General features: G+C 48.6%; 27 protein-coding genes. 21 read left to right on the top strand and 6 right to left on the bottom strand.

The genetic code is table 11. The features are described from left to right. Positions 1-232: 232 nt before the first annotated feature. Genes thiD through MHUN_RS05945 form a run of 4 tightly spaced genes read right to left on the bottom strand, consistent with a single transcriptional unit; the run spans position 233 to position 3,908 of the window. A complete protein-coding gene (thiD, locus tag MHUN_RS05960) occupies positions 233-1,006 on the bottom strand; it encodes a bifunctional hydroxymethylpyrimidine kinase/phosphomethylpyrimidine kinase (RefSeq protein ID WP_011448167.1) in 774 nt (257 codons plus the stop codon). A 47-nt stretch (positions 1,007-1,053) separates the two neighbouring features. Beyond that, positions 1,054-2,490: a proline--tRNA ligase gene (proS, locus tag MHUN_RS05955; RefSeq protein ID WP_011448166.1), complete on the bottom strand. Its 1,437-nt coding sequence runs from the start codon at positions 2,488-2,490 to the stop codon at positions 1,054-1,056. A 10-nt stretch (positions 2,491-2,500) separates the two neighbouring features. Then, positions 2,501-3,070, bottom strand: coding sequence for a stage II sporulation protein M (locus MHUN_RS05950; protein WP_011448165.1), 570 nt, complete (start codon positions 3,068-3,070; stop codon positions 2,501-2,503). Beyond that, positions 3,063-3,908 carry a DUF63 family protein gene (locus MHUN_RS05945; RefSeq protein ID WP_011448164.1) on the bottom strand — a complete coding sequence of 282 codons (846 nt, stop codon included), beginning with the start codon at positions 3,906-3,908 and terminating at the stop codon, positions 3,063-3,065. The genes MHUN_RS05950 and MHUN_RS05945 overlap by 8 nt, the downstream gene beginning before the upstream one ends. A 14-nt stretch (positions 3,909-3,922) precedes the next feature. On the opposite strand from MHUN_RS05945, the gene MHUN_RS05940 reads away from it, so the two are divergent. From MHUN_RS05940 to MHUN_RS05875, 15 genes are all read left to right on the top strand, one after another. Beyond that, positions 3,923-5,002, top strand: a complete 1,080-nt coding sequence (locus MHUN_RS05940; protein WP_011448163.1) for an NAD(P)-dependent glycerol-1-phosphate dehydrogenase — start codon at positions 3,923-3,925, stop codon at positions 5,000-5,002. A 4-nt stretch (positions 5,003-5,006) separates the two neighbouring features. Next, positions 5,007-5,480, top strand: coding sequence for a UPF0179 family protein (locus MHUN_RS05935; protein ID WP_011448162.1), 474 nt, complete (start codon positions 5,007-5,009; stop codon positions 5,478-5,480). Between the two features lie 163 nt (positions 5,481-5,643). Next, positions 5,644-5,910, top strand: coding sequence for a UPF0058 family protein (locus MHUN_RS05930; protein WP_143709381.1), 267 nt, complete (start codon positions 5,644-5,646; stop codon positions 5,908-5,910). A 4-nt stretch (positions 5,911-5,914) separates the two neighbouring features. After that, positions 5,915-7,483 (top strand): tRNA uridine(34) 5-carboxymethylaminomethyl modification radical SAM/GNAT enzyme Elp3, encoded by a 1,569-nt coding sequence (locus MHUN_RS05925; RefSeq protein ID WP_011448160.1) that lies wholly within the window; start codon positions 5,915-5,917, stop codon positions 7,481-7,483. A gap of 3 nt (positions 7,484-7,486) precedes the next feature. Beyond that, positions 7,487-8,653 (top strand): DNA primase catalytic subunit PriS, encoded by a 1,167-nt coding sequence (priS, locus tag MHUN_RS05920; protein WP_011448159.1) that lies wholly within the window; start codon positions 7,487-7,489, stop codon positions 8,651-8,653. Next, on the top strand, positions 8,643-9,323 hold the full coding sequence (locus tag MHUN_RS05915) for a hypothetical protein (protein ID WP_011448158.1): 681 nt from the start codon (positions 8,643-8,645) through the stop codon (positions 9,321-9,323). Before priS ends, MHUN_RS05915 begins: the two co-directional genes overlap by 11 nt. Positions 9,324-9,361: 38 nt before the next feature. After that, positions 9,362-9,640 (top strand): 50S ribosomal protein L44e, encoded by a 279-nt coding sequence (locus tag MHUN_RS05910; protein WP_011448157.1) that lies wholly within the window; start codon positions 9,362-9,364, stop codon positions 9,638-9,640. A 5-nt stretch (positions 9,641-9,645) separates the two neighbouring features. Next, positions 9,646-9,834, top strand: coding sequence for a 30S ribosomal protein S27e (locus tag MHUN_RS05905; protein ID WP_011448156.1), 189 nt, complete (start codon positions 9,646-9,648; stop codon positions 9,832-9,834). Between the two features lie 7 nt (positions 9,835-9,841). After that, the gene (locus MHUN_RS05900) at positions 9,842-10,636 is read left to right on the top strand and encodes a translation initiation factor IF-2 subunit alpha (RefSeq protein ID WP_011448155.1); all 795 of its coding nucleotides are present in this window, start codon (positions 9,842-9,844) and stop codon (positions 10,634-10,636) included. After that, positions 10,633-10,782, top strand: coding sequence for an RNA-protein complex protein Nop10 (locus MHUN_RS18175; protein ID WP_011448154.1), 150 nt, complete (start codon positions 10,633-10,635; stop codon positions 10,780-10,782). The genes MHUN_RS05900 and MHUN_RS18175 overlap by 4 nt, the downstream gene beginning before the upstream one ends. Before the next feature lie 66 nt (positions 10,783-10,848). After that, positions 10,849-11,604, top strand: coding sequence for a proteasome assembly chaperone family protein (locus tag MHUN_RS05895; RefSeq protein ID WP_011448153.1), 756 nt, complete (start codon positions 10,849-10,851; stop codon positions 11,602-11,604). Between the two features lie 44 nt (positions 11,605-11,648). Beyond that, positions 11,649-12,749: an endonuclease Q family protein gene (locus MHUN_RS05890; protein ID WP_239441573.1), complete on the top strand. Its 1,101-nt coding sequence runs from the start codon at positions 11,649-11,651 to the stop codon at positions 12,747-12,749. Between the two features lie 26 nt (positions 12,750-12,775). After that, positions 12,776-12,949 (top strand): 4Fe-4S binding protein, encoded by a 174-nt coding sequence (locus tag MHUN_RS05885; protein WP_011448151.1) that lies wholly within the window; start codon positions 12,776-12,778, stop codon positions 12,947-12,949. Further along, positions 12,946-14,154, top strand: coding sequence for an NAD(P)/FAD-dependent oxidoreductase (locus tag MHUN_RS05880; protein WP_011448150.1), 1,209 nt, complete (start codon positions 12,946-12,948; stop codon positions 14,152-14,154). The genes MHUN_RS05885 and MHUN_RS05880 overlap by 4 nt, the downstream gene beginning before the upstream one ends. 52 nt (positions 14,155-14,206) lie before the next feature. Then, entirely contained in the window at positions 14,207-14,782 is a 576-nt protein-coding gene (locus tag MHUN_RS05875; protein ID WP_011448149.1) for a TIGR00296 family protein, read from the top strand. A 186-nt stretch (positions 14,783-14,968) separates the two neighbouring features. Here MHUN_RS05875 and MHUN_RS05870 read toward each other — a convergent pair whose 3' ends face one another. After that, positions 14,969-16,672 (bottom strand): ATP-binding protein, encoded by a 1,704-nt coding sequence (locus tag MHUN_RS05870; protein WP_011448148.1) that lies wholly within the window; start codon positions 16,670-16,672, stop codon positions 14,969-14,971. Between the two features lie 311 nt (positions 16,673-16,983). Here MHUN_RS05870 and tgtA point away from each other — a divergent pair, with 311 nt between their 5' ends. The 6 genes from tgtA (at position 16,984) to MHUN_RS05840 (ending at position 23,841) form a co-directional block, all read left to right on the top strand. Beyond that, a complete protein-coding gene (gene tgtA, locus MHUN_RS05865; RefSeq protein ID WP_011448147.1) occupies positions 16,984-18,453 on the top strand; it encodes a tRNA guanosine(15) transglycosylase TgtA in 1,470 nt (489 codons plus the stop codon). After that, on the top strand, positions 18,440-20,080 hold the full coding sequence (arcS, locus tag MHUN_RS05860; protein ID WP_011448146.1) for an archaeosine synthase subunit alpha: 1,641 nt from the start codon (positions 18,440-18,442) through the stop codon (positions 20,078-20,080). The genes tgtA and arcS overlap by 14 nt, the downstream gene beginning before the upstream one ends. A 38-nt stretch (positions 20,081-20,118) precedes the next feature. After that, entirely contained in the window at positions 20,119-20,958 is an 840-nt protein-coding gene (locus tag MHUN_RS05855) for a sulfide/dihydroorotate dehydrogenase-like FAD/NAD-binding protein (protein ID WP_011448145.1), read from the top strand. Next, positions 20,959-22,302 (top strand): NADPH-dependent glutamate synthase, encoded by a 1,344-nt coding sequence (gene gltA, locus MHUN_RS05850; protein ID WP_011448144.1) that lies wholly within the window; start codon positions 20,959-20,961, stop codon positions 22,300-22,302. 3 nt (positions 22,303-22,305) lie between these two features. Continuing rightward, a complete protein-coding gene (locus MHUN_RS05845) occupies positions 22,306-22,761 on the top strand; it encodes a ribonuclease III domain-containing protein (RefSeq protein WP_011448143.1) in 456 nt (151 codons plus the stop codon). A gap of 66 nt (positions 22,762-22,827) precedes the next feature. Then, on the top strand, positions 22,828-23,841 hold the full coding sequence (locus tag MHUN_RS05840) for a lysylphosphatidylglycerol synthase transmembrane domain-containing protein (protein WP_011448142.1): 1,014 nt from the start codon (positions 22,828-22,830) through the stop codon (positions 23,839-23,841). A gap of 74 nt (positions 23,842-23,915) precedes the next feature. Here the strand turns inward: MHUN_RS05840 and MHUN_RS05835 are convergent, their stop codons facing one another. Then, the gene (locus MHUN_RS05835; RefSeq protein ID WP_011448141.1) at positions 23,916-24,233 is read right to left on the bottom strand and encodes a nucleotidyltransferase domain-containing protein; all 318 of its coding nucleotides are present in this window, start codon (positions 24,231-24,233) and stop codon (positions 23,916-23,918) included. Positions 24,234-24,374: the final 141 nt, after the last annotated feature.

Below are 24,374 nucleotides of genomic sequence, written 5' to 3'. Positions count from 1 at the left end.
ACGTTCATATGAGTGGATCAGATCAGGTTCCTGAACCAGTATGTCGTCTATATGTGAAACAGCTATAAATAGTCTCATCCGAGGTGGAGATCCTTTATATATTGAGACGTATGGTGTAATTCGGGGTATGATTACCCACTCATTATAGCCATGAGCAACAGTTCATTGATATATGATTCATTGCCGGCTCATGCATGCAGATCGGCTATCATTATCTTGGTTTTTGAATATTCTAAGGATTAATCATTTTATGTTTGTTTTTTCCCTCATATGCATGCCGGATTCCAAAAGTAACCAGGTCCTTTGCTTTTTTGCAGCATGATATATCATCAAACCCTTGTGCAATATATCCGGTTATCGCTGCTGAAAGACAACACCCGGATCCATGAACATCATATGGTAATCTGGTATGACGAAAGGATATGTTTCCCTCTTTCATGATAAGGTAGTCAATCGCATCATCTCCCTTACCATGACCTCCTTTTATCAAAACCTGTTTTGCTCCAAGATCCATAATTTTACTCCCAGCAAGAATCACATCTTCATCAGACGCGATCTTCATTTGGGAGATGATTTCTGCTTCAGGAATATTTGGGGTTATGAGATGTGCCAGGGGTATCAGACGCTCACAGATATCACAGATAGCATCATCATTCAGGAGCCGGTATCCTGACGTTGAGATCATCACCGGATCAATGACCAGGGGAACATCTTTGGGAACGGTTTCTTCAACTGCCTTTATAATTTCTGTATTTGCAAGCATCCCGGTTTTTATCGCTCCCGGTGTCAGGTCCTCAAGAACGGCAATTATCTGCTCCCTTACCATTTCCGGGTCCATCGGCCATGAGCCGGTCACCTGTGCTGCATTCTGGGCGGTGAGTGCAGTGATGACTGCCATCCCCCATACTCCCGTCTTTGCAAAGGTCTTCAGATCCATCTGAATCCCTGCACCACCAGAAGGGTCAGATCCGGCAATAGTGAGTGCAGCAGGGAATTGGAATGTCATTATACAGGAAATAGGTATTACGAGTCTATACGGGTATCGAAAAAAGATTAGTAGGATCTGCCGATAAGGGTGACCACTGATTCAGGCTTTTTGCAGATGATACAGGTACCGGGAGTCTGATCGATAAGATCGGTCCTGACTTCAGTTCCCAGAACGCTTGCATCAGCGATCTCTTCAAGCCGGTCGGCACATTCACGGTTCCCGCACCAGTGAACAGCGACAACACCTTTTGAAACCATCTCATTCACAAGAGATTCCTCTTTTACCATGACCAGATGATCTTTGATATGGGTTTTTGCCCGCTCCTGAAGGATTGCCGTGAACTCAGTCATCTTCCTGTTCACCTCAGCAATGATATCTGCCCGTGGAAGTGACTCTTTACCGCCAGACCGGAGAACTCCCATAACAACACCATTGTCAAGGTCACGTGGTCCGATTTCAAGCCTGAGAGGAACTCCCCTCATCTCCCAGTAGTAATATTTTGCACCAGGTCTGAGATCACGGGTGTCAATCTTCACCCGGTATCCTGCATTCTGTAACTCCTTCTCAAGCAGTTCTGCAGCCTGCATGATCTCTTCCTCCCGCTTTTTCATAATAACCGGGACGATTACGATCTGCACCGGGGCAACTTCGGGTGGGAGCATAAGGCCACGGTCATCACCATGCATACTGATAAGGGCTGCAATTGATCGCTCTGATATGCCATAACAGGTCTGGTGACAGTACTGCTGCTGGCCTTTTGTATCCTCATACTGGATGCTGAATGTTTTTGAGAAGTGATCGCCAAGATGATGGACGGTTCCGATCTGAAGCGTTCTCCCATCCGGCATGATGGTATCCACGGCGATGGTATAATCTGCACCCGGGAACTTATCCCAGTCAGGACGTTTTGATATCAGGACCGGAATATTCAGCCGATCGTAAAATTCCCGGTATCGTGCAATGGCATCCTCAACCTGACGTTCAGCATCTTCCCAGGTAGCATGGACCGTGTGAGCCTCCTTAAATGAGGTTATCTCACGGAGTCTGATAAGCGGGCGTGTATGCTTCGTCTCGTACCTGAATGTATTGACAATCTGGTACACTTTTATCGGAAGATCAGCATGTGATCTTACCCAGAGAGCATACATCGGGTAAATAGCCGTCTCACTGGTCGGGCGAAGGGCGAGTTTGATATCAAGGGGAGTCGTTCCTCCGTGGGTGACCCAGTATACTTCATTTTCAAAACCCTTGATATGTTCAGCCTCTTTCATGAATTCCGGTTCAGGTATCAGAAGCGGAAACAATGTCTCCTCATGGTCCCGGTCAAGTAATTCCCGAAGAATACCATATACCCGTTTCCGGATACCAAATCCAAACGGGAACCACACATACAGTCCTTTTACCGGGTAGCGGACATCCATAATCTCCGCACGCCAGAGGATATCATTGTACCAGCCTGAGAAATCTGCCTTTTGAGGGAGCGTTCCTTCCTGTTCCTCCATTCATGAGCTCCTATGTCACCAGTTGTAAGACGGCCGGTGTGATAAATGCCTCGATTACGGCTGCGATGGCAACGAACGGGATTATATATTTCACAAAATACCCCCCAAGACGCCATGCCTCAAAAGATGCATCTGAAATTCCTGACAACTCATTTTTCACTGCCCGCCCCATCATCAGTCCAAGTGCTCCGGATGCAATAACAGCGGGAAGTTCAAAGATCCCATGGGGAACAATAGCTGCAAAAAGGGCGATATACCCTGCTTCTTTTCTGACAACTTCCAGAACTGCACCGATGATCACACCATTCAGCATCAGTATTGCAACAGAGATAAACCCGAAGAATGCACCGCCGATAAAGATGACGACACATGCCTCAAGGTTATTTAGAAATAACTGGAGAGCCAGCACTGGTGGATCATCACCCATTATCTGACCTGCTACCATCTCCTGAAACAGGTTGACTAGTGACTCACCAAATGCCGGATCAAAATATGATAATACAAATCCTGCTGCAAATCCGGCTATAAGAATTATTCCTGAAATAGCCAGGTAATGAGAAATTTTAAACGTTTCAGACATAAAGCACCATTCGCATCATATCCCTGATGCCTGGGGCAAGACCGACCATGATCATGGCGAGCAGAATCAGGTACCAGATACCTGAGGCGCCTTCACGGCGGTAGAGTTCGAGGATATAAATACCGGGAATCAGCACAAGCAGTTTCAGTGGAAACATAACGAACGCAGTACCGGTCAGGTCAATCAGAGCAGATCCTACCACATGTTGTTCAATGTAGGGAACTGAATGCAGGTCAATACCAAATGAGGTGGCGCTGGCATCCAGCATATGACCAAATATCAGCATCTGATAGAGACGGTCCTGCATATAGTGCCACCCGAATCCATACCTGATGAGAGTATATAAAAGACCGGTTGTAACGGTTGCCATGGTAAGGATTGCCAGACCGACCAGTGTATCAATATGGGCGTTTGTGAGACCAAACCAGGTGAGAAACCCAAGTGTTACCAGAGTAAGTGCTATCCCGGTCCACTGAAAAAGCTTTTTCCAGGACTGAACCATCCCTCTCTTCTCACAAATATTTGCAATAAAGAGAACCGGCATTGCCAGTGCGAATATCAGGAAGAAGATCAGCGGCGTTGTAAATATCACATGCAGGTCAGAGGTAATATACCCGGTGTCCTCGACAACCCGCAGACAACCGCCAAATACCACCCACGGAATCAGGGAGTATACAAACTCCCGATCAATAGAGATATGGTTTGCTTCAAGCCATCGGTAAATCAGCCAGATACATACCAGCAGGATGAGTGCATAAGTAAGGGTATCAACCAGAGTATATGGCTGACCATAACGGATGGGATCTATGTAATATTTGTAGATGAATTCCCTAATCATGTGTTGAGAACTCCATGAGCACAGACCCGGTACAGGTATTGCAGCCGGATGGCTTCAATAAATCGAGATGGACCCAGCTTCCACGGGACGTTCTGATTGGTCATCAGGCGATAATGCAACTTCCTGACATCATCGCGGATATAAAACCCGGCCGATCAGTTCTTCTCATATCCGGCGGGACCACCCGTGAAGTTGCGGGAAATACCGTCGCGGATATTCTGAAAGATCAGTACGAAGTCAGACGTTTTGTTGCAGGAAAACTGGATGCTGATACTCTCGAAGCTTGTAGTCAGGCCTCATCTTCAGCGGATTTCCTTATTGGTGTTGGCGGGGGAAGAGTTATTGATTGTGCCAAGATTGTCTCGTACAAACAGGGTAAGCCGTTCATCAGCGTCCCGACCGCGGCATCGCATGATGGAATTATCTCAGGAAGGGCAACCCTTCCCACCGAGACTGGCAGTGTTTCAGTTGGTGCCCATCCCCCGATAGCAGTAGTCGCTGACACGGGGATTATTTCCCAGGCGCCCCACCGGCTTATGGCATCCGGATGTGCAGACGTCATCTCCAATTACACCGCCATTCTTGATTGGGAGTTGGCTCACCGGCTGAGGGGAGAACAGATCAGCGAATATGCTATTGCCTTGTCAAAGATGACCGCTGAGATACTGGTCAAGGACGCGAATCTGATAAAACCAGGTCAGGAAGAGGCAGCCTGGATTGTAGTCAAGGCCCTTGTTTCATCAGGGGTGTCGATGGCAATCGCCGGTTCATCACGGCCGGCATCAGGAGGAGAACATAAATTTGGTCATGCACTGGAACGGTTGATGCCAGGGGCAGCATTGCATGGCGAGGCATGTGGAATCGGATCAATAATGACTATGTATCTGCATGGCGGGGACTGGCGGGAGATTAGATCCTCCCTTGCCAGGATAGGTGCCCCAACCACTCCCCGGGAACTGAACATTCCTGATGAGGTGATCGTAGAGGCACTCATGAAAGCACGGGATATAAGACCTGAGCGGTTCACTATCCTTGACATGGGACTGACACGGGAATCAGCAGAGCATCTGGTGCAGATGTTATACGAGGAGTAAGGGTATGGAGCAGAAAAAAACACGGGTAACCATTGTCGGGTCAGTATATGCACAGCCAGGGACCCAGTTTGTCTACATGGGCCGGGCAGATCAATGTGAGTCATGCACTATTGCACGGGTCTGTCATAACCTTGAATCAGGCCGCCGGTATGAAGTGGTAGCTATACGTGCAGCCTCACACCGGTGTCCTGTTCACCATGGGGGGGCTGTCACGGTTGATGTAGCGGAAGCCCCGGTTGAAATGCGTGTATCTCCTGATATAGCCAGAAAAAATACCACGATTGTAGTGAAGTTTCCTGAATGTGATGAAGCATGTGAAACTTTTGCGGCATGTCATCCGATTGGAGTCGTAGAGGGACAAAAATACATCATTACTGATGTGCTGGAAGGTGAAGCTGCTCCGTGCAGAACAGGGCCGTCTCCTGTTTTGGTGAGGGTTGTTCCCCTTCCGGAAGGTTTGCCACGATATACACCCTGAATAAGATCTGGAGCATGTTCTCTCTCTGGTGCGCAGAAAAACAGGTTCAGTTCATGGAGCTAGAGGTTTATGCGCCCCTCTGCATCTTCCCTTTAATAAAAGATTCCCATAACCTATATGTTATCCCCGGTGAAGATGCCAAGTGACTGTTCTAGGTGATAGAGTGCAGAAAGAGGAGCTGCTACATTTACATATGCTGTTTATTCATGTCAGGAAGTACTACGAAACCATCACCAATGAGGAAATCCCAACAGAGCGGTATAATAGTTTGCATATTTCACCGGTGCACATACATAAAAACAAAAAGTCTCATAAAGAGGCTATTCTTGTTCTTGGTCAGGAGATTGTCGATCACATCGGGCGTAAGCCGGCGATGCTAAGTTTTTCCCATGAAATGTCCACACCTTCTGAGATAGCTGTTGAGAACTAATTTCATGGACATCACCCCCGCCTGCCGGGAGATAATCTCTCTCATTCTCTCCACTCCTCCCGGTGAGCGAGAACTTCGAAAGATAGTCAAGACTATCTGCAAAAAATATCATCTGCCGGTTGTTCCCCGGAACTCAGATATTCTATCCTGCGCTACCCCTGAGGAGTATCCGCTGCTTCGTCCTGTTCTTCTGGTAAAACCATCACGAACTCTGTCTGGTGTGGCCCCGGTCGCGGTCATGACATCACCGGCCCCCTGTCCGCATGGTATCTGTCTTCCCTGTCCGGGTGGCCCGGATTCGCTTTTTCAATCTCCCCAGAGTTATACCGGTGGCGAACCTGCCGCAAAACGTGCCTTTGCACACAATTTCATCCCCTATGATCAGGTGCATGCACGATTATCCCAGTTTGAGGAGCTCGGGCATCACGTGGATAAGGCTGAACTCATCGTCATGGGAGGGACCATGACCGCCCGGGAGCCATCATACCAGGAATGGTTTGTGACCGAATGCATCAGGGCAATGAATGAATACCCAGATAACCCGTTACCCGACACCAGCCGGGAGGAGATATTTGCCAGAAATGAAACCGCCAAAGTACGGTGTGTGGCGATAACCTTTGAAACCCGGCCAGACTGGTGCCGGAAGGAGCATATTGACCGGATGCTTGATCTTGGCGTGACAAAGGTGGAGCTTGGGGTCCAGCACCTTGACGACGAAATCCTGACCCTGAACCTGAGGGGATGCACCGTTGCAGATACCGTGGAAGCAAATACCTTTCTTCGTGATGCCGGTCTCAAAGTCGGGTTTCACATGATGCCCAATCTCCCAGGAAGCACCTTCGCATCTGACCGGCAGATGTTCCATGATCTCTTTGCGGATCCACGATTCAGACCTGATTTTCTGAAAATATATCCGTGCCTTGTGACACCGGGATCAAAGATCGAAGAGCTCTATGAATCGGGGGCTTATGCACCATATGATGAAGACGACCTCATCGATCTGGTGGCCGATGCAAAGATGGAGATAGCACCATATTGCCGGCTTCAGCGAATCCAGCGGGACATTCCTGCAGATAAGATCGTGGCAGGGTCTCCTCATTCAAACTTCCGGGAACTGGCCAAACAACGTCTGCACAAGAGAGGTGGCAGGTGCTCATGTATCAGGTGCAGGGAGATAGGCAGGAGACGATCACAGGCTGAGCCGGTCCTGAATATTCTGCCCTATGAGTGCTGCGGGGGTATGGAACGGTTTATCTCATTTGAATCTGATGACTCGCTGGTCGGATTCGCACGGCTGCGGTTCCCCAAAGAACCCTGGCGACCGGAGACTGAGAATGCTGCGTTTGTCCGTGAACTTCATGTCTATGGGATGGTGGTCCCGATCGGGCAGGAAGGAAGAGGTGAGGATCAGCAACACAGACGGTTCGGGACACGACTTCTCTCTGAAGCAGAGACGCTCGCAGCGGATGCCGGATACAGCCATGTTGCGATCATGGCAGGGATCGGGGTCAGACCCTACTATCAGAAACTTGGGTATTTCAGGAAAGGCCCCTATATGATTAAGGATCTGTGAGGAATGAGACCTGCTACCCGGATATTTATTAAACAACGGTTTACCGATTACTATGATAAAGCCAGAATATCCCCTCCTTCATCAGTAAAGGAGAGGGAGTTTGGTTTTATCTTCTTTGATGACCGGTACCCTGATGATATCAGGATGAGGCGTCATATCGGGTTTTCATCCGGGGATGAGATGCAGGAGTATGTGAAAAGTCTGGTCCCTGCCCATGCGTACTACTCAACAGCATATTACCGGACTCCGCAGGCTCCGACAATGGGCGACAAAGAATGGCTGGGGGCTGATCTCATCTTTGATCTTGATGCGGATCACATCATGCGGGGATCGTATGAAGCGATGCTTGAGCGGATCAAGGGAGAGGCTGAGAAATTACTGGATGTCCTTGACAATGAGCTGGGAATTGACATGCGGACGATAAAGCTGGTCTTTTCAGGGGGACGAGGGTATCATGTTCATGTTCAGGAACTGGCATTCCGTGATTTTGAACCGGCTGAACGGCGGGAGCTGGTTGATTATGTCTGCGGGACCGGTATCAGTCCTTCTCTTCTCCTTCATGACTGGAAACCGGGGAGACGTGGATGGCATGACCGTTTCAGACTCGTTCTCACCAGGTATCTTCAGGATCTCAGCACCAGGCCCATAAAAGAAGTGAAAGCAGAATTATCTTCCTTACGAGGTGTCGGGCAGGTCATGGCAGAACGGTTTGCCGGAATGATACCGGAACTCATCACGCTGCTGAATACCAATCCCTCATCGATCCTTCTCCGTGACCAGACGGTAAGGACCGTTTTTGGAGCCCTGACTTCGGAGCGGGAGAGTACCCTTCTCCCTCATATCAGGGAGGCTGCAGTACAGGCTGATGAACCGGTTACTACGGATACCCGGCGGCTTATCCGACTACCTGGTTCCCTTCATGCAAAATCCGGTTTTAAAGTGGTTCCGATGGAGGTGAAGGAACTTCATGATTTTGATCCGCTTATCGATGCAGTTGCTTTTGGAGAGCGTGAGGTCATCATCGAATCAGAGCGGGAGTACTCCTTCTCCCTTCTTGGATCATCATACGATATCCCGAAAGGCCGGTTAAAAGTCCCGGAAGCCGTTGGAGTATTTCTCTGCTGCAGAGGGATGGCAGAGATCGGGGGGGTTTTGGATCATGCATCTTGATGAACTCCGCACCATTCTTCTTGAAGAGCGTGATACCGGTGAACTGACGATGATATCTCCGGACCTGTTCCTGAAAACCTCCGAGCACATCCGGTCCCTTCAGCAGGAGGTCTACAGTCATGAGGATCCGTTTTCAGATGAGGCCCGTCTGCTCATCGAGAAGGTATCCAGCGTCAGGGCAACGGTTGAAGAACTGTTCAAGATCCGGACGGACAAGATCGTGGGGCTTGCGCTCAGCCAGGCCGAGGGATCCTATATAGAGCGGGAGGAGCTTCGTTCACTCATTCCTGCCGAACTTGAGATGTTTAACCGGATAGTTGATGCGATCCGGCAGAGCAAAAGCCAGCTCATTGAATGGAAGGCAACTCCTGGACGGCAGGTCCGCGTGGTACATGATGAGGAGAACTTGTGCGTTGAGGTCTCTGAACCTGCCGCTCTTGAGGATATTAACCGCGCAGAAGAGTCCGATTATCCTGAACCCGTGATAAAAACCTCATCAGACGCTCCTTTTGCAAATGATATCGTGTTAGCGCTTTCCAGCATGGAACCTTTTATGGGTATTGACGGACGGACATATGAGATGGAAGCAGGAGATATTCTCACGCTCCCCTCAAGAAATGCACAAGTCCTGGTTGAACGCGACATAGTCTTAAATATACATCCGGGCTAATGATGTAGGTATTCTATACACGAGGAGTGGCCAAAATCATGAAGATGCCAGCAAAATTCCGCACATATTGTCCCTTCTGTCACAAACATGAGGAGCATGAGGTAGAGAAGGTAAAGAAAGGTAAAACCACCGGACTCCACTGGATTGATCGCCAGAAAGCACGGAGAGGACAGGTTGGGAATATGGGTAAATTCTCCAAAGTTCCCGGAGGCGACAAGCCGACCAAGAAAGTAAATATCCGGTACCGCTGCACTGCATGCAAGAAAGCACACCTGAGAGCAGGATTCAGGGTTGGAAAGTTCGAACTTACGGAGTAATTATAATGGTACAATTAACACGAGAGAATCGGAGCAAGTTTGTCAAGGTAAAATGCCCGGACTGTGAGAATGAACAGACTATCTTTGACCGTGCATGCACGCCGGTTGACTGCATTGTTTGTGGCTCAAACCTTGCCACCCCGACCGGTGGAAAAGCACAAATCAAAGCAGAGATTATAACTGCATTTGAGTGAGAGCCTGATGCAGGAGAGAGAGTGGCCTGAACAGGGAGAACTTGTCGTCTGTTCAGTTCAGAATGTTAAAGATTTCGTGGCATTTGTCACGCTTGACGAGTATAACAACCGGGAGGGACTGATCCCTATTGCTGAAGTGGCCCGTGGATGGATTAAGTATATCCGTGACCACATCAGGGAGGGACAGAAGGTTGTATGCAAGGTACTGAATGTCGACCCCCAGAAAGGTCACATCGATCTCTCTTTAAAGGATGTCAACGAGCACCAGCGCCGTGAGAAGATCCGTGTCTGGAAGAATGAATCCAAGGCAAAAAAATGGATCGGTTTTGCGGCTGAAGCAGCTGGCAAAGCTGATAGTGCCCAGGATATTGCAAGTGCACTCTATCGTGAATATGGTGAGTTGTACGCAGCCTTTGAGGACTTTGTCACCGAAGGCCGTGATGCCCTGAATAAACTTAAAATAGACTCCGGGCTTGCTGATGCCCTGTATACCATTGCAACCGAAAATGTAAAACTACCATCGGTTACCATCTCCGGAGACCTGTTCCTGCGGTCTACCAAGTCAGATGGGGTAAATATCATCAGACGTGCCCTTCGTAGTGCAGAGCCGAAGGTAGACGGAGCAGAGATAGAGATAACCTATCTTGGAGCGCCTAATTACCGTATAAAGGTTATTGCAACGAATTATAAGGATGCTGAGAAGGCTCTTGAGAAGGCCTCAAGTGCAGCCATCGGTGTTCTGAAACGAGCCGGTGGAGAAGGAAAATTCAGCCGGAAATCGAAGTCCGGGAAGCATGTATGAAAGGGCGTATCAGATACTGCCCCTCGGATAATCTTTACACTCTTTCTGAAACTTGTTCCAGTTGTGGGAAACCCACAATAACTCCCCATCCTGCCAGGTATTCTCCTGATGATCGATATGGAAAATACCGGAGGATGATTCGCTGATTTTTACAAAAGAATCAGAACACTATCAGATAACACACATTCATTGAACACCCAAGGATTACTGCAATGATGGAAGATATTACCATACGATTTGAGGAATCAATAGCTCCTGAAGACAGGACTGCTCCGATCATGATTGAAGGTCTCCCTGGAATCGGGCATGTGGGAAAACTTGTCGCAGAGCACATGATCCAGGAGCTTGGGGCTGTCCGGATTGCAGAAATCAACTCCATATATTTCCCTCCCCAGGTTATCATCCAGGAAGGAGGAACAGTCCGTCTCTGTAATAATGAGATATACCGGTATTCGGGTGAGAAAGGTACGTATCTCTTCCTAGTCGGCGATTTTCAGAGTACTTCCGGTGAAGGTCATTATCTTTTATCCCAGGTCTATGTTGATATCTGTCACCAGCTTGGAGTCAGACGAATTTACACCATTGGCGGGTATGGTATTGGTCATTTCAACGAGGTTACCCGGGTTATTGCGGCTGTGAACCGTGAGGATCTCAGACAGCAGGTTGAGGATGCCGGAGGGATTTTTAGCGAAGGAGAGCCTGGTGGCGGCATTATTGGTGCAGCAGGACTCATGCTTGGTCTTTCAATACCACTTGGTATAGAGGGAATCTGTCTGATGGGCGAGACATCCGGATACCTTGTCGATCCCAGGAGTGCCACGACGGTTCTCTCAGTTCTGACAAAACTCCTGGGGATTGAGATAGATGATGCAAAGCTGACCGAACGGGCAGGTGAGATGGAAGTAGCCCTCCAACGGCTTTTAGAGCAGGAGAGAAAGTCCGAGGAAGAACTTTCATACATCGGCTGAATATGCAGGCAGCAGCAGATCTTCATATTCATTCCTGTTTTTCCATGGCATCATCACCCCGGATGGTGCCGGAAGAGATCATCAAAGGCTGCAGAGTCAAAGGAATCTCTGTTATTGGAACCGGTGATGTTCTCCATCCTGAATGGAGACGGATGTGGCAGGATGTTCCTATTGATGATGATATCATCGTTGTTCCCACTACGGAAATTGAAGGAGCAGGCCGGGTCCATCATGTGATTCTGCTCCCTGATTTTGATGCAGCAGCAGAGCTTGCAAAAAGGCTCGGGCCACATAGCAAGGACATGGATTCAAATGGCCGCCCCCGTGTACCCCTGTCCGGAGAAGAGATCCTCTTCCATGTCCATGCAGTCGGAGGTATTGGTGGCCCGGCCCATGCATTTACTCCCTACACGTCAGTATATGCTATGCATCCGTCACTCTCATCCTGCTATGCTCATGAACAGGTCGATCTCCTTGAACTTGGTCTGTCGGCTGACAGCAGGTATGGAGCAGGCATAGCTGAGCTTGCAAAAGTGCCCTTCCTGACCAACTCTGATGCTCACAGTCCTGAACCATCAAAGCTGGGAAGAGAGTTCACCGTCCTGGAACTGAAAAGATCAGATGCCATCGGTGTGCTCACTGCCGTTCAGCAGGCGAATATCGTGATGAATGTCGGATTTTTCCCAGAGGAAGGAAAATATAACCGGACCGCATGTAGCAGATGTTTTCGCCAGTTCTCCTTTGAAGAAGCAGCAGCGACCTCATGGAAATGCCCTGATGATGGCGGGAGGATAAAAAAAGGCGTTCAGGAGCGTGCACAATCCCTTTCATCAGGTCCTGTATCAGAGCGGCCGCCTTATCTTCATATTATCCCCCTTTCTGAAATTATTCAGCGTGTCCTTGACACGAAAAGCCCGACAACCCGGCGCTGCAGAGATCTCTATTGTCAGTGTATTGACCGGTTCGGTGACGAAATTACTACTCTTATGAAAACTCCTCCTGAAGAGATTGCAGCAATAAATATCCGCCTTTCAAAAGCAATCCGGTCATTTCGCGAGGGGCATATCATTCTTCATCCCGGTGGCGGTGGGAAGTATGGATCATTTGAGATCCCTGATCTGTATGATCCATACCCGAATCATTAAAGGATTTCGCGTCAACCATGTAAGGAATGATCGAGGTTCATCGGGAAATCTGTGCCTATTGCGGCTGTTGTGTCTCGGTTTGTCCGGAAGGGGCACTGGAACTTGTCGATGCCTATCTGGATATCGATACGAATACTTGTAAGAATTGTGGGATCTGTGTCCGTGTCTGTCCGCTTGGGGCTTTGGAGGCGAAGAAATGAAGCGCGAGTATGATGTTCTCGTAGTGGGAGGAGGTCCTGGCGGAGCATTTGCTGCAAAGACCTTTGCCGAGAAGGGGTATTCTGTCCTGCTCACTGAGAAACGCCCTGCCATTGGTGCTCCGGTCAGATGTGCCGAAGGAGTCGGAAAAGCCCTGATGCATGAGTTCTTCAAGCCTGAAGACCGGTGGGTTGCAGCAGAGATTGAGAAGGCCAATATCATAGCACCTGACGGGTTTAAGATGGAACTTGAACCGGAAAAGGCAGGAGCAGAGGTCGGCTATGTTCTGCACCGCAAGGTATTTGATCGGGACCTTGTCTGGATGGCAGCCGGAGCAGGAGCAGACATCCAGGTTAAGACCCGTGCAGTTACCCCAATCATGGAGGATGGAGCGGTAAAGGGTGCTATTCTTAATCAGGGAGGCATTGCTCAAGAAGTAAGGGCAGGACTTACCATTGCAGCAGACGGTGTTGAGTCAAAGTTTGCACGCTGGTGCGGTGTTGACACAACGGTCCCTCTTCGTGAGATGGAGACCTGTGCCCAGTATCTGATGACCGGGATTGACATCGATGCTCATGCAACCGAGTTCTACGTGGGTAACAACATCGCTCCAGGTGGCTATGTATGGATATTTCCAAAAGGTGACAAAACCGCTAACGTGGGTATTGGTGTCGGTGGAGACCGGTGCAAACCAGGAAATCGGCCGATTGACTACCTGAATCGTTTCGTCGCCAGGAATTTTCCCAATGGTAAGACCATCGAGCTGATAGCCGGCGGTGTCTCTATCTGTCAGCCACTCCCATGCACAGTTGCAAACAACCTCATGATCGTCGGTGATGCAGCCCGTGTGTCTGATCCTCTCACCGGTGGTGGTATCTATGCCGCTCTCTATACCGGAAAACTTGCCGGAGATGTTGGATCCAAGGCTATTGAAAAAGGCGATACATCTACTCAGGCACTCATGCCCTATGACGAGACATGGAGAGCATCGTATCTTGGAAAGGCGCTTGAGAGAAATTACCAGATTAAAGAGGTATTCGTCAAATTGAATGATGATGACCTGAATGCAATTGTGCACTCAGTCTCAAAAATGAACCTTTCAGATTTCAATACCTTAAATCTTATAAAAAATATCATCGCAGCAAATCCCAAGCTTGCAATAAAACTTGGGAAAGCAGGTCTGAAGTCACTTCTTGACTCATTCTGATCTTCCTTTTTTGTCCTGACAGATAAATACTGTCAGGGACTATCAATCATACATGGAGCTTCTTACACCAGCAGAAGGGAAACTTGCTCTCTCTCATGCCCGCCATGTACTGCATGAACATGTAGCACAGGAACCCTACACAGAACCGGAATTTCCACCGGTCTTCTCAAAAAAACGCGGGGTATTTGTAACGCTGACCAAGCATGGCGATCTTCGGGGCTGCATCGGATTTCCCCATGCCATAATGCCACTCCGGGATGCCATCCGTGAAGCTGCCTGCTCTGCAGCAACCGGCGATCCTCGGTTCCCACCGGTTACACCAAAAGAACTTTCGGATATTTCGGTTGAAGTGACAGTCCTGACCGAACCTGAACTATTGGATGTCGTTCCTGCTGATAGACCGGCTGCGATCACAGTTGGAAAACATGGTCTTATTGTCAGAGGGTATGGCCGGTCCGGTCTTCTACTCCCCCAGGTTCCAGTGGAGTGGGGATGGAATGTGACTGAGTTTCTCGACCATACGTGTATGAAGGCAGGACTTCCCAGAGGATGCTGGCAGGAATCGTCGGTTCAGATATTCACATTTGAAGGGCAGATATTTTCAGAAAAGGATGGGTCACATAAATAAGTGCTGCCCAAATCTGGAATGTAAAAACGTTATGTTCGGTTTTGAATACCGGGATAATTGGCTATTGGGTAATACGATTAAAAAAAAGATATCTGCAGGAGAAGATACCACGTGTAGTATTTCTGATAAGTGGGGTTTGAATTAAATTAACTGAAATATTGACCTGTATTACCTGTTCTAATTTGATTAGGTATCAAACCACTCCTTTACCATTACGCTTTTACCCTGAACCACGACCGCAAGATATCGGATTATATTAGGTTCTATCCCTCCGGATATGAATGAACTATCATACTTTCTCTCCCGAATCTGCGTTAATGCCTCCTGTGCCGATTTCTCGATATCATCATTCGGATATATTGATTTAAATTCTATCACATATCCGGTCTGATACCTGGTTGTTTTTGGGATCATCAGGATATCAGCTCTCCCAAGTCCGGATTCTGCATTTGATCTGACATCATAGACTGATATCAGATTTGCGAGAAGACCGAGAACAAAAGCATGAAAAACTGCTTCAGGGAGTCGTGCAAGATCATAGAAACTTACAAGACTGATGGTTAGGTTTTGTAAAGTCTGCTCAAGTATCTCTGCTTTTTTGTTCTCCAGAAATACTGAGAGAAATGAGGTTATACCAGATGACGGATCTCCTTTCTCAAATTGGCTGTTTACAAATTGTTTATATGCTGCCGAAATCTCCTTGTTTGGAATACTCAATGCATATGTGAGGAGGTTCGGATCATAATCTGCAAATTTCGGATCTCCTGCCCTGAGGTATCCTGAAAAGTACAGAAAACTCCATATATTTGCAGGGTTTCTTCCGATATCCCTGAAGGTAATTGTTTCTGTAATCGGGTACCTAATCTCTTCTCCGGAAAGGAGTTTCTCCAGATCACGCTTTATTTCAATTCCTCCGCGACCAAGTTCCTCATACACAAGAGTATTAGCAGAGGTGTTGAGCCAGTGAGGGCCGGGTGGATTAGGTAGATTATCTATGTAATTCGTTACAGACCAGGGGTTATAGATCACCTGATCTCCAAAGGAGTATCCATTATACCACTCGCGAATGACTTTTCCGTGATCCGGAATCGAGAAATCAGACAGGATTGTATCGATGTCATGTTCGGTAAATCCGAACATCTGTGATACCTTGTGGGACTGAAGAGTGGAGATAACTTTGAGATTATTGAGGTCAGAAAATATCGACTCTTTTGCAATCCGAAGTATTCCGGTGATGACTGCCCGGTAGAGAGCATGGGCGTTCTCATGTTTGAGTCCACCGCCAAGCCATGATCGCATGAACTCTGTCATCTCATGATAGTAGTCATGAGTCCATGCTTCGATCATAGGGCTGTCATATTCGTCAATGAGGACAATGACGGGTTTCTGATGATAATTGTAAAGCCATGTTATGAGGTTTTTAAGACTGGCTTTCATAGAGGCATCATCGGGGTTTCCAGAAAGGATAGCGTGAAACCCGTCCTGGTAGATTGGATCCAGTGTCGGTTCGATATATTTGAACTGTGCGAGAAGTTCACCGATTTTCTCAACCAATCGTCTTCTACTCTCAACCCAAGATACACCCTTCACATCCTTCAGACTGATGAATATTACCGGGTATTGTCCCTGGTGTTTCTGGTATTCAGAATAATGTGATATGGCTAATCCTTCAAAAAGGTAATTTTGGTCATTCTCCGTCTTTTCAAAGAAGTATCTGAGCATGGTCATGTTCAGGGTTTTTCCAAACCGACGAGGACGGGGAAGAAGAACTACTTTATTTCCATCAATAATTTCACGGATAAACAGAGATTTATCTACGAAATAGCCTCCTTCATCGATGAGTTCTTTAAAGTCATCGGTTCCTATTCGGAAAACCGGTTTTCTGTTCATCCCTAACTTCTATGTATGCGGACATTGGATATCTGTTTTTGCAGTCTCTAAGAAAAAAAGGATACAAAACATTTTAAGAGAAAATTGAAGGTTTTATAAATGGTGTATTCCATATGTACCCCTCCTATTCTGGTTTGACATTGTGGGTAATTTCCGAATGAGTTTATCCTACTCCCCACTCCTATACGAAAAACCAATCAGTGAACCCTCACAAATAATACGTACCTGATCGTTTAGCTAACCAATACCTCTCACACAAGCGATCGCGAGCATAATCTGGAGACTACAATAATGCGAAACAATTTTCATATATGACCCTCTCCTTTGAAATTTTAGAAAAAGACATAGCCGGACGAATCGGAAAACTCTCCGGACAAGGCAAGATCGTCAAAACCCCGACCCTGCTTCCGGTTATCAACCCGCACCTGAACCTGATACCCCCAAAAGAGATGCAGGAGATGGGCGTTGAAGCGGTCATCACCAATGCATATATCTTCTCCCGGTCTGAAGAGTATCGTGAGCGTGCCCTTACTGATGGTCTTGCAAAGACCCTGGATTTTGACGGGGTCATTATGACCGACTCTGGATCTTTTCAGCTCTCGGTCTATGGCGAAGTTGAGATAACCAATGCCCAGACCATCGCATTCCAGCAGGCTATAAAATCCGATATCATCGTCCCGCTGGATATTCCGACTCATCCTGACTCTCCCCGGGAACAAGTGGAACAGGAACTATCGGTGACGATGGACCGGATCATGGAGGCAAAAGATATTGCAGACCATGAGCACCACACCCTTGCCGGACCGGTTCAGGGTGGTCTGTTTCCAGACCTTCGTGAAGAAACCGGGAGGAGACTGTCTGAGGCAGGATTTCGGTTCTGTCCCATTGGTGCTGTCGTCCCTCTCATGGAATCCTACCGGTATGCTGAACTTGTAAAGGTGGTGATGGCTGCAAAACGCGGTCTTTCTCCAGCCGTCTGTGTCCATCTCTTTGGAGCCGGTCACCCGTCCATGTTTGCCCTGGCGGTAGCGATGGGATGCGATCTCTTTGATTCTGCAGCCTATGCCCTCTATGCTAAGGACGGACGGTACATGACCACCCATGGGAGTTATCACCTGAACGAACTCTCCTACCTTCCCTGCCCCTGTCCGGTCTGTGTCGGTCATACCGCAAAGGAACTGAATGAATCACCTGACCGGGAGCGACTCCTTGCCATGCATAACCTGCGAGTCTCTCTTGCCGAGATCAACCGTGTCAGGCAGGCAATCCGTGACGGTGTGCTCTGGGAACTGGTGGATGAACGATGCCGTTCTCATCCAGCCCTGCTCCGGGGATACCGGACGTTACTTGGGTATAATGAAGAACTCACCGCACTTGACCGTGAGACCAAACGCCGGTTCTTTTACCGGGGCGATGAGAGCTGCAAACGGACCGAGGTCGTGCGGTATCACCAGATGGTTGGGCGGCTAACCGCCGGAGAGCGGACTCTCATCAGCTTCAGCCGGCATATCAAGAAAAAACAGACCGAGGAGTATGATTCCGTATTTTACTTCAAGCCTCCCTTCGGTCCCTTCCCGGCAGAACTCACCGAAACATTCCCCATCGGGCAGAGTGAGATCCCTGATTTTGACGAGGAAATGATTAAAACCGGATGTATCGGAATTGCCAGACTCATGGAGACGAACCCGGACTCTCATTTCACCATCAGGTGTCGTCCGGTCTGGAAAGACCTGATAACACAGATTCTCCCCACCGTGGAGGTGCAAGATGAAGGGAGTTGAGATCCTCAGCCGTGACGGAACAGCCCGGTATGGTCGCCTGACCGTGGACGATACTATTCTCAACTTCCCGTCTGCTACCGATACGACCAGGCTCTTTCCTGCCCTGAATACCCGGTCCGGAACAAACATCCCGCCGATCGAGGATCCGGATTTTGTATCCCGGTTCCTGATCCGTGACGGAGAACAACCAATACCGCTCCATATTCATGCACCAGTCAATATTCAGTCAGGAGATACGGTCATCACCCCGAACTGGCATACCCTGCTCTCCCGTCCCCGAGACTTCTGTCAGCTCCTGGATCAACTGAAAGCCTCCACACCGCCGGACACCTGCTGGTATCTCCCCGGTGCAGCACTACCGGAAAATGCGGCAATTCTGGTTCATGCTGGTTTTGATCTCTTTGATTACATCGCAACCGACCTAGCAACGACCCAGGAGAAATTCTGTCTCCCCGACGGACAGTATCCGGAAAAAGTGATGGAAGAAGGACTCTGTTCCTGCCAGGGATGCCTGAGTGGAGATCTCCTCCTGCATAACCGGATCGCACTCGACCAGGAACTGGCGAGAATCGGGCGCAGGATCCGCGACGGGACATTTCGTGAGTTTCTTGAGGGAAGATGCAGGACAAAACCAGAATTTGTCTCGATCATGCGTCATATTGATAAGTCAGACCGGATGGAGCAGTATTGTCCGGTATCCCGTACTGTGCCCTTCCTTGCAACATCCGGAGACAGCATTCACCGGGTGGAAGTCAGACGGTTTGCAGACCGGCTGGTTGAGCGGTATATCCCACCGGTAGCAGATGTGGCGGTTCTGATTCCCTGTTCAGCAAAAAAACCCTACAGCCTCTCCCAGTCTCATCGCAAATTCAGCCAGGCCATCGGAAGACGGGCACATGAACTGATCATGACCTCTCCCCTGGGACTTGTTCCCCGTGATCTTGAGCTCTGTTATCCTGCCGCAGCATATGATGTGCCGGTCACCGGGTATTGGGATCATGAGGAGCGGTACCAGATCACAAATACTCTTGTCAGGTACTTTACCAGACATCCCTACCGTCGGGTCATTGCTCATCTGGATGGGGATGCACGAATCATTGCACAGGATGCTGCAGATCAGGCAGGATTTGAGATAGAATTCACCTGCGAGACAGACCGGCTGACTGATCCCGCATCACTTCAGGCATTAAGCGAGGCCCTTTCCGGTGAGCGAAAGGTTAAATCGCACCTGGTCAGGGGGATGATCTCATTCCAGTTCGGGTATGATCTCAAGGCGCCAAACCTGGAAGTAAAAGGTTCATATCCGGAGCAGGTGGTAAAGCGGGGCAGAAATCTCTACTTCTCAACCGACCCCGCTCACGGTCTGATAAGACCCACCTTTGAAGGCTGGTCGCTCATTGAAACCGGGTACCGGGTATATATCGATGAGTTCGTGCCCCAGGGTGATATCCTGGCGCCAGGTGTCATTGATGCCGACCCGGTCATCCGCCCTGGTGATGAAGTGCTGGTCATCGGAGATAAGGCCATGACAACCGGACGGGCAGTCATGAGTGCTGATGAAATGATCCGATCCTCCCGCGGTGTTGCTGTCCGGGTGCGTAAAGTAAAGAAGCTGGACGGGCAATAAATAAGGGCCCGAATAATTTTTTCCGGATGTGACATCTGGTGTATATAATCGAAAAATCTCTCAAATTATCCGAAAATGTCTATGAGATATGGGTAAACGCTCCCCATGTGACCCGGAATGCAAAGGCCGGCCAGTTTGTTATCATACGGACTGATGAGACCGGTGAGCGGATTCCCCTGACAATCTCAAAGATTTCCGGAGATCTGGTTCGAATCATCTTCATGGCGGTTGGGAAAACCACGCATGCCCTTGCTGCGGTTCCTGCCGGAGGTGCCATCAGCGATATCGCCGGACCATTGGGATGCCCGAGTGAAATAAAGAAATATGGGACCTGTGTGCTGGTTGGCGGTGGTGTTGGTATTGCATCAACGCCCGTCATCGCACAAGCATTAAAAGATGCCGGTAACCGGGTTATTGGTATTCTTGGAGCACGGAATGCAGATTTTCTTATCCTTGAGGATGAGATGGCAGAGATATGTGACAAACTTCTCATAGCAACAGATGACGGTTCAAAAGGTCATCACGGATTTGCAGCTGACCTTCTGAAACAGGTTATCGGTGAAGAGAAGGTTGATGCGGTCTGGATCATCGGCCCAACCATCATGATGAAAGTCACATCCAATGTGACCCGTGAGCAGGGGATTAAGACCTTTGTCTCGCTCAACCCCATTATGGTCGACGGAACCGGCATGTGTGGGTCCTGCAGATGCGTTGTTGATGGAAAGACAAAGTTTGCCTGCGTAGACGGACCAGAATTCGATGCTCACCAGGTCGACTTTGACAACCTGATGCAACGCCAGCGATATTACATGGAGCATGAGAAGGAAGCCCTGGCATTATGGAAAGAACACCAGTGTACCTGCGGAGGGCAGCATTAAATGGGAGATAGAAGCGTTGCTGACCGCCTGAAGGATTTTGGAGAGGTAGATAACGGGCTCTCTCCTAAAGAGGCCATAGAAGAAGCAGGCCGGTGTCTTCAGTGCAAAAAACCCGGATGCGTTGACGGATGTCCGGTCAATATAGACATCCCCGCCTTTGTTGCCCTCATCGCGAAAGGTAAATTCTTAGAGGCGGCAGAGAGTATCAGGCAGCAGAACCTTCTTCCGGCTATATGCGGGCGTGTCTGTCCGCAGGAGACCCAGTGTGAGGCATTGTGTATTCTTGGAAAGAAAGATACTCCCATCCGGATCGGTCAGCTTGAGCGGTTTGCAGCCGACCAGGAACGGGCAAAGGGTCTTACTGTCCCTGCACGAAAGACTGCAACCGGAAAGCGGGTCGCTGTCATAGGTTCAGGACCGGCAGGCATTGTTGCAGCTGGAGAACTTGCAAAGGACGGTCATGATGTCGTTCTCTATGAGTCGCTCCATGCACCGGGCGGTGTTCTGACCTATGGTATTCCTTCATTCCGTCTGCCTAAAGACGTGGTAAAAGCAGAGATTGACCTTATCCTTGCGATGGGTGTTGATCTCCGCCTGAACCATCTGGTCGGAAGAACCGTCTCATTTGAAGAACTGGAAGAGTATGATGCCATACTTCTTGGAACCGGTGCAGGTCTTCCATACTTTATGGGAATTCCTGGCGAGAACCTGAGCGGTGTCTATTCTGCAAATGAGTTTCTGACCAGGGTCAATCTCATGCATGCTGAGCGGTTCCCTGAATATGACACCCCGGTTGCAAAAATGAACAGAGTTGTCGTCGTTGGTGGCGGGAATGTTGCCATGGATGCGGCCCGTACCGCACGACGGATGGGTGCACAGGTAACCCTTGTCTACCGGAGACGTGAAGAAGACCTTCCGGCCCGTGCAGCAGAGGTCCATCATGCAAAAGAAGAGGGTATTGAGTTTATTACCTGTGCAAATCCGATCCGGATCCTTGGTGAACAGGCGGTAACCGGTATTGAATGTATCCGGATGCAGATGTGTAATCTTGATAAAAGTGGCCGGCCGATCCCAGAACCAATCGATAATGACACCTTTACCCTTGACTGTGATGTCGTCATTCAGGCGATCGGGCAGGGTCCGAACCCGGTCCTTGTGAGTCAGATCCCTGGTCTTGATAAAGGCAGAGCAGGAAATGTGGTCACCGAAGAAGATGGCAGAACCTCTCATCCGAAGATTTTTGCTGCCGGAGATGTCACAACCGGAGCAGCAACGGTCATCATGGCGATGGGAGGGGCAAAACAGGCAGCCCGTTCAATCTGCGAGATGCTTGGATCCCGGTAACTGATGACTGCCGAATTATTTCCCGAACAGCTTGAGCGGATTACCGGTTATACCTTCAGGGACAAGTCCCTCCTGCTCAGGGCACTGACCAGACTTGCCTACAGTAAGGAGCAGGGCCTTTCTGAAGATTCCCATCTTGATGCCCTGGCAACGCTCGGTGATGCCGTTATTGAGCTTATTATCCTGACCAGGCTCGTCAAGGGGGGTGAGCATGACAAAGGAGCGGTATCCCTCAAGAAGATGGATCTCGTCAATATGTCAGTACTCCGTGATGCAGCCCGTTCTATTCATCTTGAGCAGTATGTCAGATGGGGAAAGGGTGAAGCACGGATGCATGTCTGGACATCAGGCAGAGTGCTTGCAGAGTGTATGGAAGCATTTGCCGGTGCTCTGTACCTGGACGGGGGTATTGATGCGGCCGAAGAGGTGCTGGAGCGACTTTCCCTCCTCCCAGAATAGATAACGCGAAAGAAGATATAGTACTAAATTTAATATCTGCAGGAATTTTTGCCACGGAGAGAAAACATGGACAAAACACAGAAGAAATGGTTCTATCTGTCTCTGGCATTCTCCATGGCAATCCTCGTCTTTATTCTTGCATCAACATTTAACGAGGATACCCTTCAATATCTCACCCATATCAATATCTGGTTTTTACTCATCGCAATCGGACTTCGGTTCGTCTCATTCTCCCTCTGGGCGGCCAGAATAAAGGTCATGGCAGCATCCCTCTGCTACCAGGTAAAGTACAGTCACTGTTACAATATGGTGGTTGCAAACCTGCTTATCGGTGCAATAACCCCTGGTCAGGCCGGAGGTGAACCGGTTCGGATCCACGAGCTTTACAAAGCTGATATGTCGCTTGGTGATGCAACCGCGGTTGTTATCATGGAACGGGTGCTCGATGCAGTTATCCTCGTTGCACTCACAGTCTTCAGTCTCCTGGTAATGGGCAAGGTCATCTGGGACATGGGAGAAGGTATTGTTTTTGTTATATTCTTCTCCCTGGCAGTGCTTATTCTGTTTGTTGTAGTTCTGTTCTTTGCAGCACGAAAACCGGAGTCAGCGAAAGACAAGGTGATGCGTCTTTTGCACTGGATTGAGGCAAAGATGAAGACTCCGGGTATTCACCGGATCATTGCCAGCACTGATGTCGAGTTTGATAATTTCTGCTCTGGCATTACGGCTTTCACCAGCCATGGAAAGAAGGGAATTATTCAGGGGGCGGTTTTCTCCGTTCTTTTCTGGTTTTCAGAATTCATTGTAGCATCAGTAATTCTTATGGGACTTGGTCTTCCCCCGTCCATATCGGAATCCATGTTAAGTCAGATCATCATCGCTCTTATCAGTATGATTCCTTTAACTCCCGGTGCATCAGGGATAGCAGAAATCTCGGCAACCTCGCTTTATGCGTTGTTTGTCCCGACCGCCGTCCTTGGAGTGTTTATTATTCTCTGGAGGCTGATAATGTTTTATCTGAATATCGTGTTTGGCGTTATCGCAACGGTTTTAATATTTAAAAGGGAAATCTCGGCTTGAGAATTCGCCAGTGTATCTTAAACGGATTGTTTCTCTAATTTATTCAAGAACCTTTTTAATAACCATTGGATATTTCATGGTTTTCTATACCTGCCTGGTATCTTCACAAAAAAAAGTCCCATCCCAATTCTTATTTTATGTTTCTCAAGATAAATCTTCAGACCTGAGTGATCAAGAAGGCCGGCATCATCGCTGAAATCGACCAGAATGTCTTTGTCACTTCCCGGCCCTGCTTCGTCTCGTATAACCGAGCCAAAGATGCCAATCCGGGTGATATGATATTTCTTTTCATCCCTTTTATTACTGGGGTAAAGCTTCAATGCTTTTTCAAAACAAAAAAATGCATTGTCAAATTGACCTAATTTTAAAAGACATATTCCGAAGCATTCCAAGCTTTATGGTTATTCTCATCAGTTTTTGTTATCGCAGCAAATTGTTCGAATCATGCCTTGTAATGAGCAGATTTAAAAAGCCTCAATCCCTCATCAAATAACATTGTATTTTTCTGAATCTCGCATAAAAATATAGATTTT

It is taken from the genome of Methanospirillum hungatei JF-1 (assembly GCF_000013445.1).
Classification (GTDB): Archaea; Halobacteriota; Methanomicrobia; order Methanomicrobiales; family Methanospirillaceae; genus Methanospirillum; species Methanospirillum hungatei.
The sequence above is the reverse complement of the archived record's forward strand: the minus strand, read 5'-3'. Positions and strand labels throughout refer to the sequence as shown.

Excerpts from the sequence above, each read along its gene's own strand:
- thiD (WP_011448167.1), bottom strand. The coding sequence starts at position 1,006 with ATGACATTCCAATTCCCTGCTGCACTCACTATTGCCGGATCTGACCCT.
- proS (WP_011448166.1), bottom strand. The coding sequence starts at position 2,490 with ATGGAGGAACAGGAAGGAACGCTCCCTCAAAAGGCAGATTTCTCAGGC.
- MHUN_RS05950 (WP_011448165.1), bottom strand. The coding sequence starts at position 3,070 with ATGTCTGAAACGTTTAAAATTTCTCATTACCTGGCTATTTCAGGAATA.
- MHUN_RS05945 (WP_011448164.1), bottom strand. The coding sequence starts at position 3,908 with ATGATTAGGGAATTCATCTACAAATATTACATAGATCCCATCCGTTAT.
- MHUN_RS05940 (WP_011448163.1), top strand. The coding sequence starts at position 3,923 with ATGAGCACAGACCCGGTACAGGTATTGCAGCCGGATGGCTTCAATAAA.
- MHUN_RS05935 (WP_011448162.1), top strand. The coding sequence starts at position 5,007 with ATGGAGCAGAAAAAAACACGGGTAACCATTGTCGGGTCAGTATATGCA.
- MHUN_RS05925 (WP_011448160.1), top strand. The coding sequence starts at position 5,915 with ATGGACATCACCCCCGCCTGCCGGGAGATAATCTCTCTCATTCTCTCC.
- priS (WP_011448159.1), top strand. The coding sequence starts at position 7,487 with ATGAGACCTGCTACCCGGATATTTATTAAACAACGGTTTACCGATTAC.
- MHUN_RS05915 (WP_011448158.1), top strand. The coding sequence starts at position 8,643 with ATGCATCTTGATGAACTCCGCACCATTCTTCTTGAAGAGCGTGATACC.
- MHUN_RS05910 (WP_011448157.1), top strand. The coding sequence starts at position 9,362 with ATGAAGATGCCAGCAAAATTCCGCACATATTGTCCCTTCTGTCACAAA.
- MHUN_RS05905 (WP_011448156.1), top strand. The coding sequence starts at position 9,646 with ATGGTACAATTAACACGAGAGAATCGGAGCAAGTTTGTCAAGGTAAAA.
- MHUN_RS05900 (WP_011448155.1), top strand. The coding sequence starts at position 9,842 with ATGCAGGAGAGAGAGTGGCCTGAACAGGGAGAACTTGTCGTCTGTTCA.
- MHUN_RS18175 (WP_011448154.1), top strand. The coding sequence starts at position 10,633 with ATGAAAGGGCGTATCAGATACTGCCCCTCGGATAATCTTTACACTCTT.
- MHUN_RS05895 (WP_011448153.1), top strand. The coding sequence starts at position 10,849 with ATGATGGAAGATATTACCATACGATTTGAGGAATCAATAGCTCCTGAA.
- MHUN_RS05890 (WP_239441573.1), top strand. The coding sequence starts at position 11,649 with ATGGCATCATCACCCCGGATGGTGCCGGAAGAGATCATCAAAGGCTGC.
- MHUN_RS05885 (WP_011448151.1), top strand. The coding sequence starts at position 12,776 with ATGATCGAGGTTCATCGGGAAATCTGTGCCTATTGCGGCTGTTGTGTC.
- MHUN_RS05880 (WP_011448150.1), top strand. The coding sequence starts at position 12,946 with ATGAAGCGCGAGTATGATGTTCTCGTAGTGGGAGGAGGTCCTGGCGGA.
- MHUN_RS05875 (WP_011448149.1), top strand. The coding sequence starts at position 14,207 with ATGGAGCTTCTTACACCAGCAGAAGGGAAACTTGCTCTCTCTCATGCC.
- MHUN_RS05870 (WP_011448148.1), bottom strand. The coding sequence starts at position 16,672 with ATGAACAGAAAACCGGTTTTCCGAATAGGAACCGATGACTTTAAAGAA.
- tgtA (WP_011448147.1), top strand. The coding sequence starts at position 16,984 with ATGACCCTCTCCTTTGAAATTTTAGAAAAAGACATAGCCGGACGAATC.
- arcS (WP_011448146.1), top strand. The coding sequence starts at position 18,440 with ATGAAGGGAGTTGAGATCCTCAGCCGTGACGGAACAGCCCGGTATGGT.
- gltA (WP_011448144.1), top strand. The coding sequence starts at position 20,959 with ATGGGAGATAGAAGCGTTGCTGACCGCCTGAAGGATTTTGGAGAGGTA.
- MHUN_RS05845 (WP_011448143.1), top strand. The coding sequence starts at position 22,306 with ATGACTGCCGAATTATTTCCCGAACAGCTTGAGCGGATTACCGGTTAT.
- MHUN_RS05840 (WP_011448142.1), top strand. The coding sequence starts at position 22,828 with ATGGACAAAACACAGAAGAAATGGTTCTATCTGTCTCTGGCATTCTCC.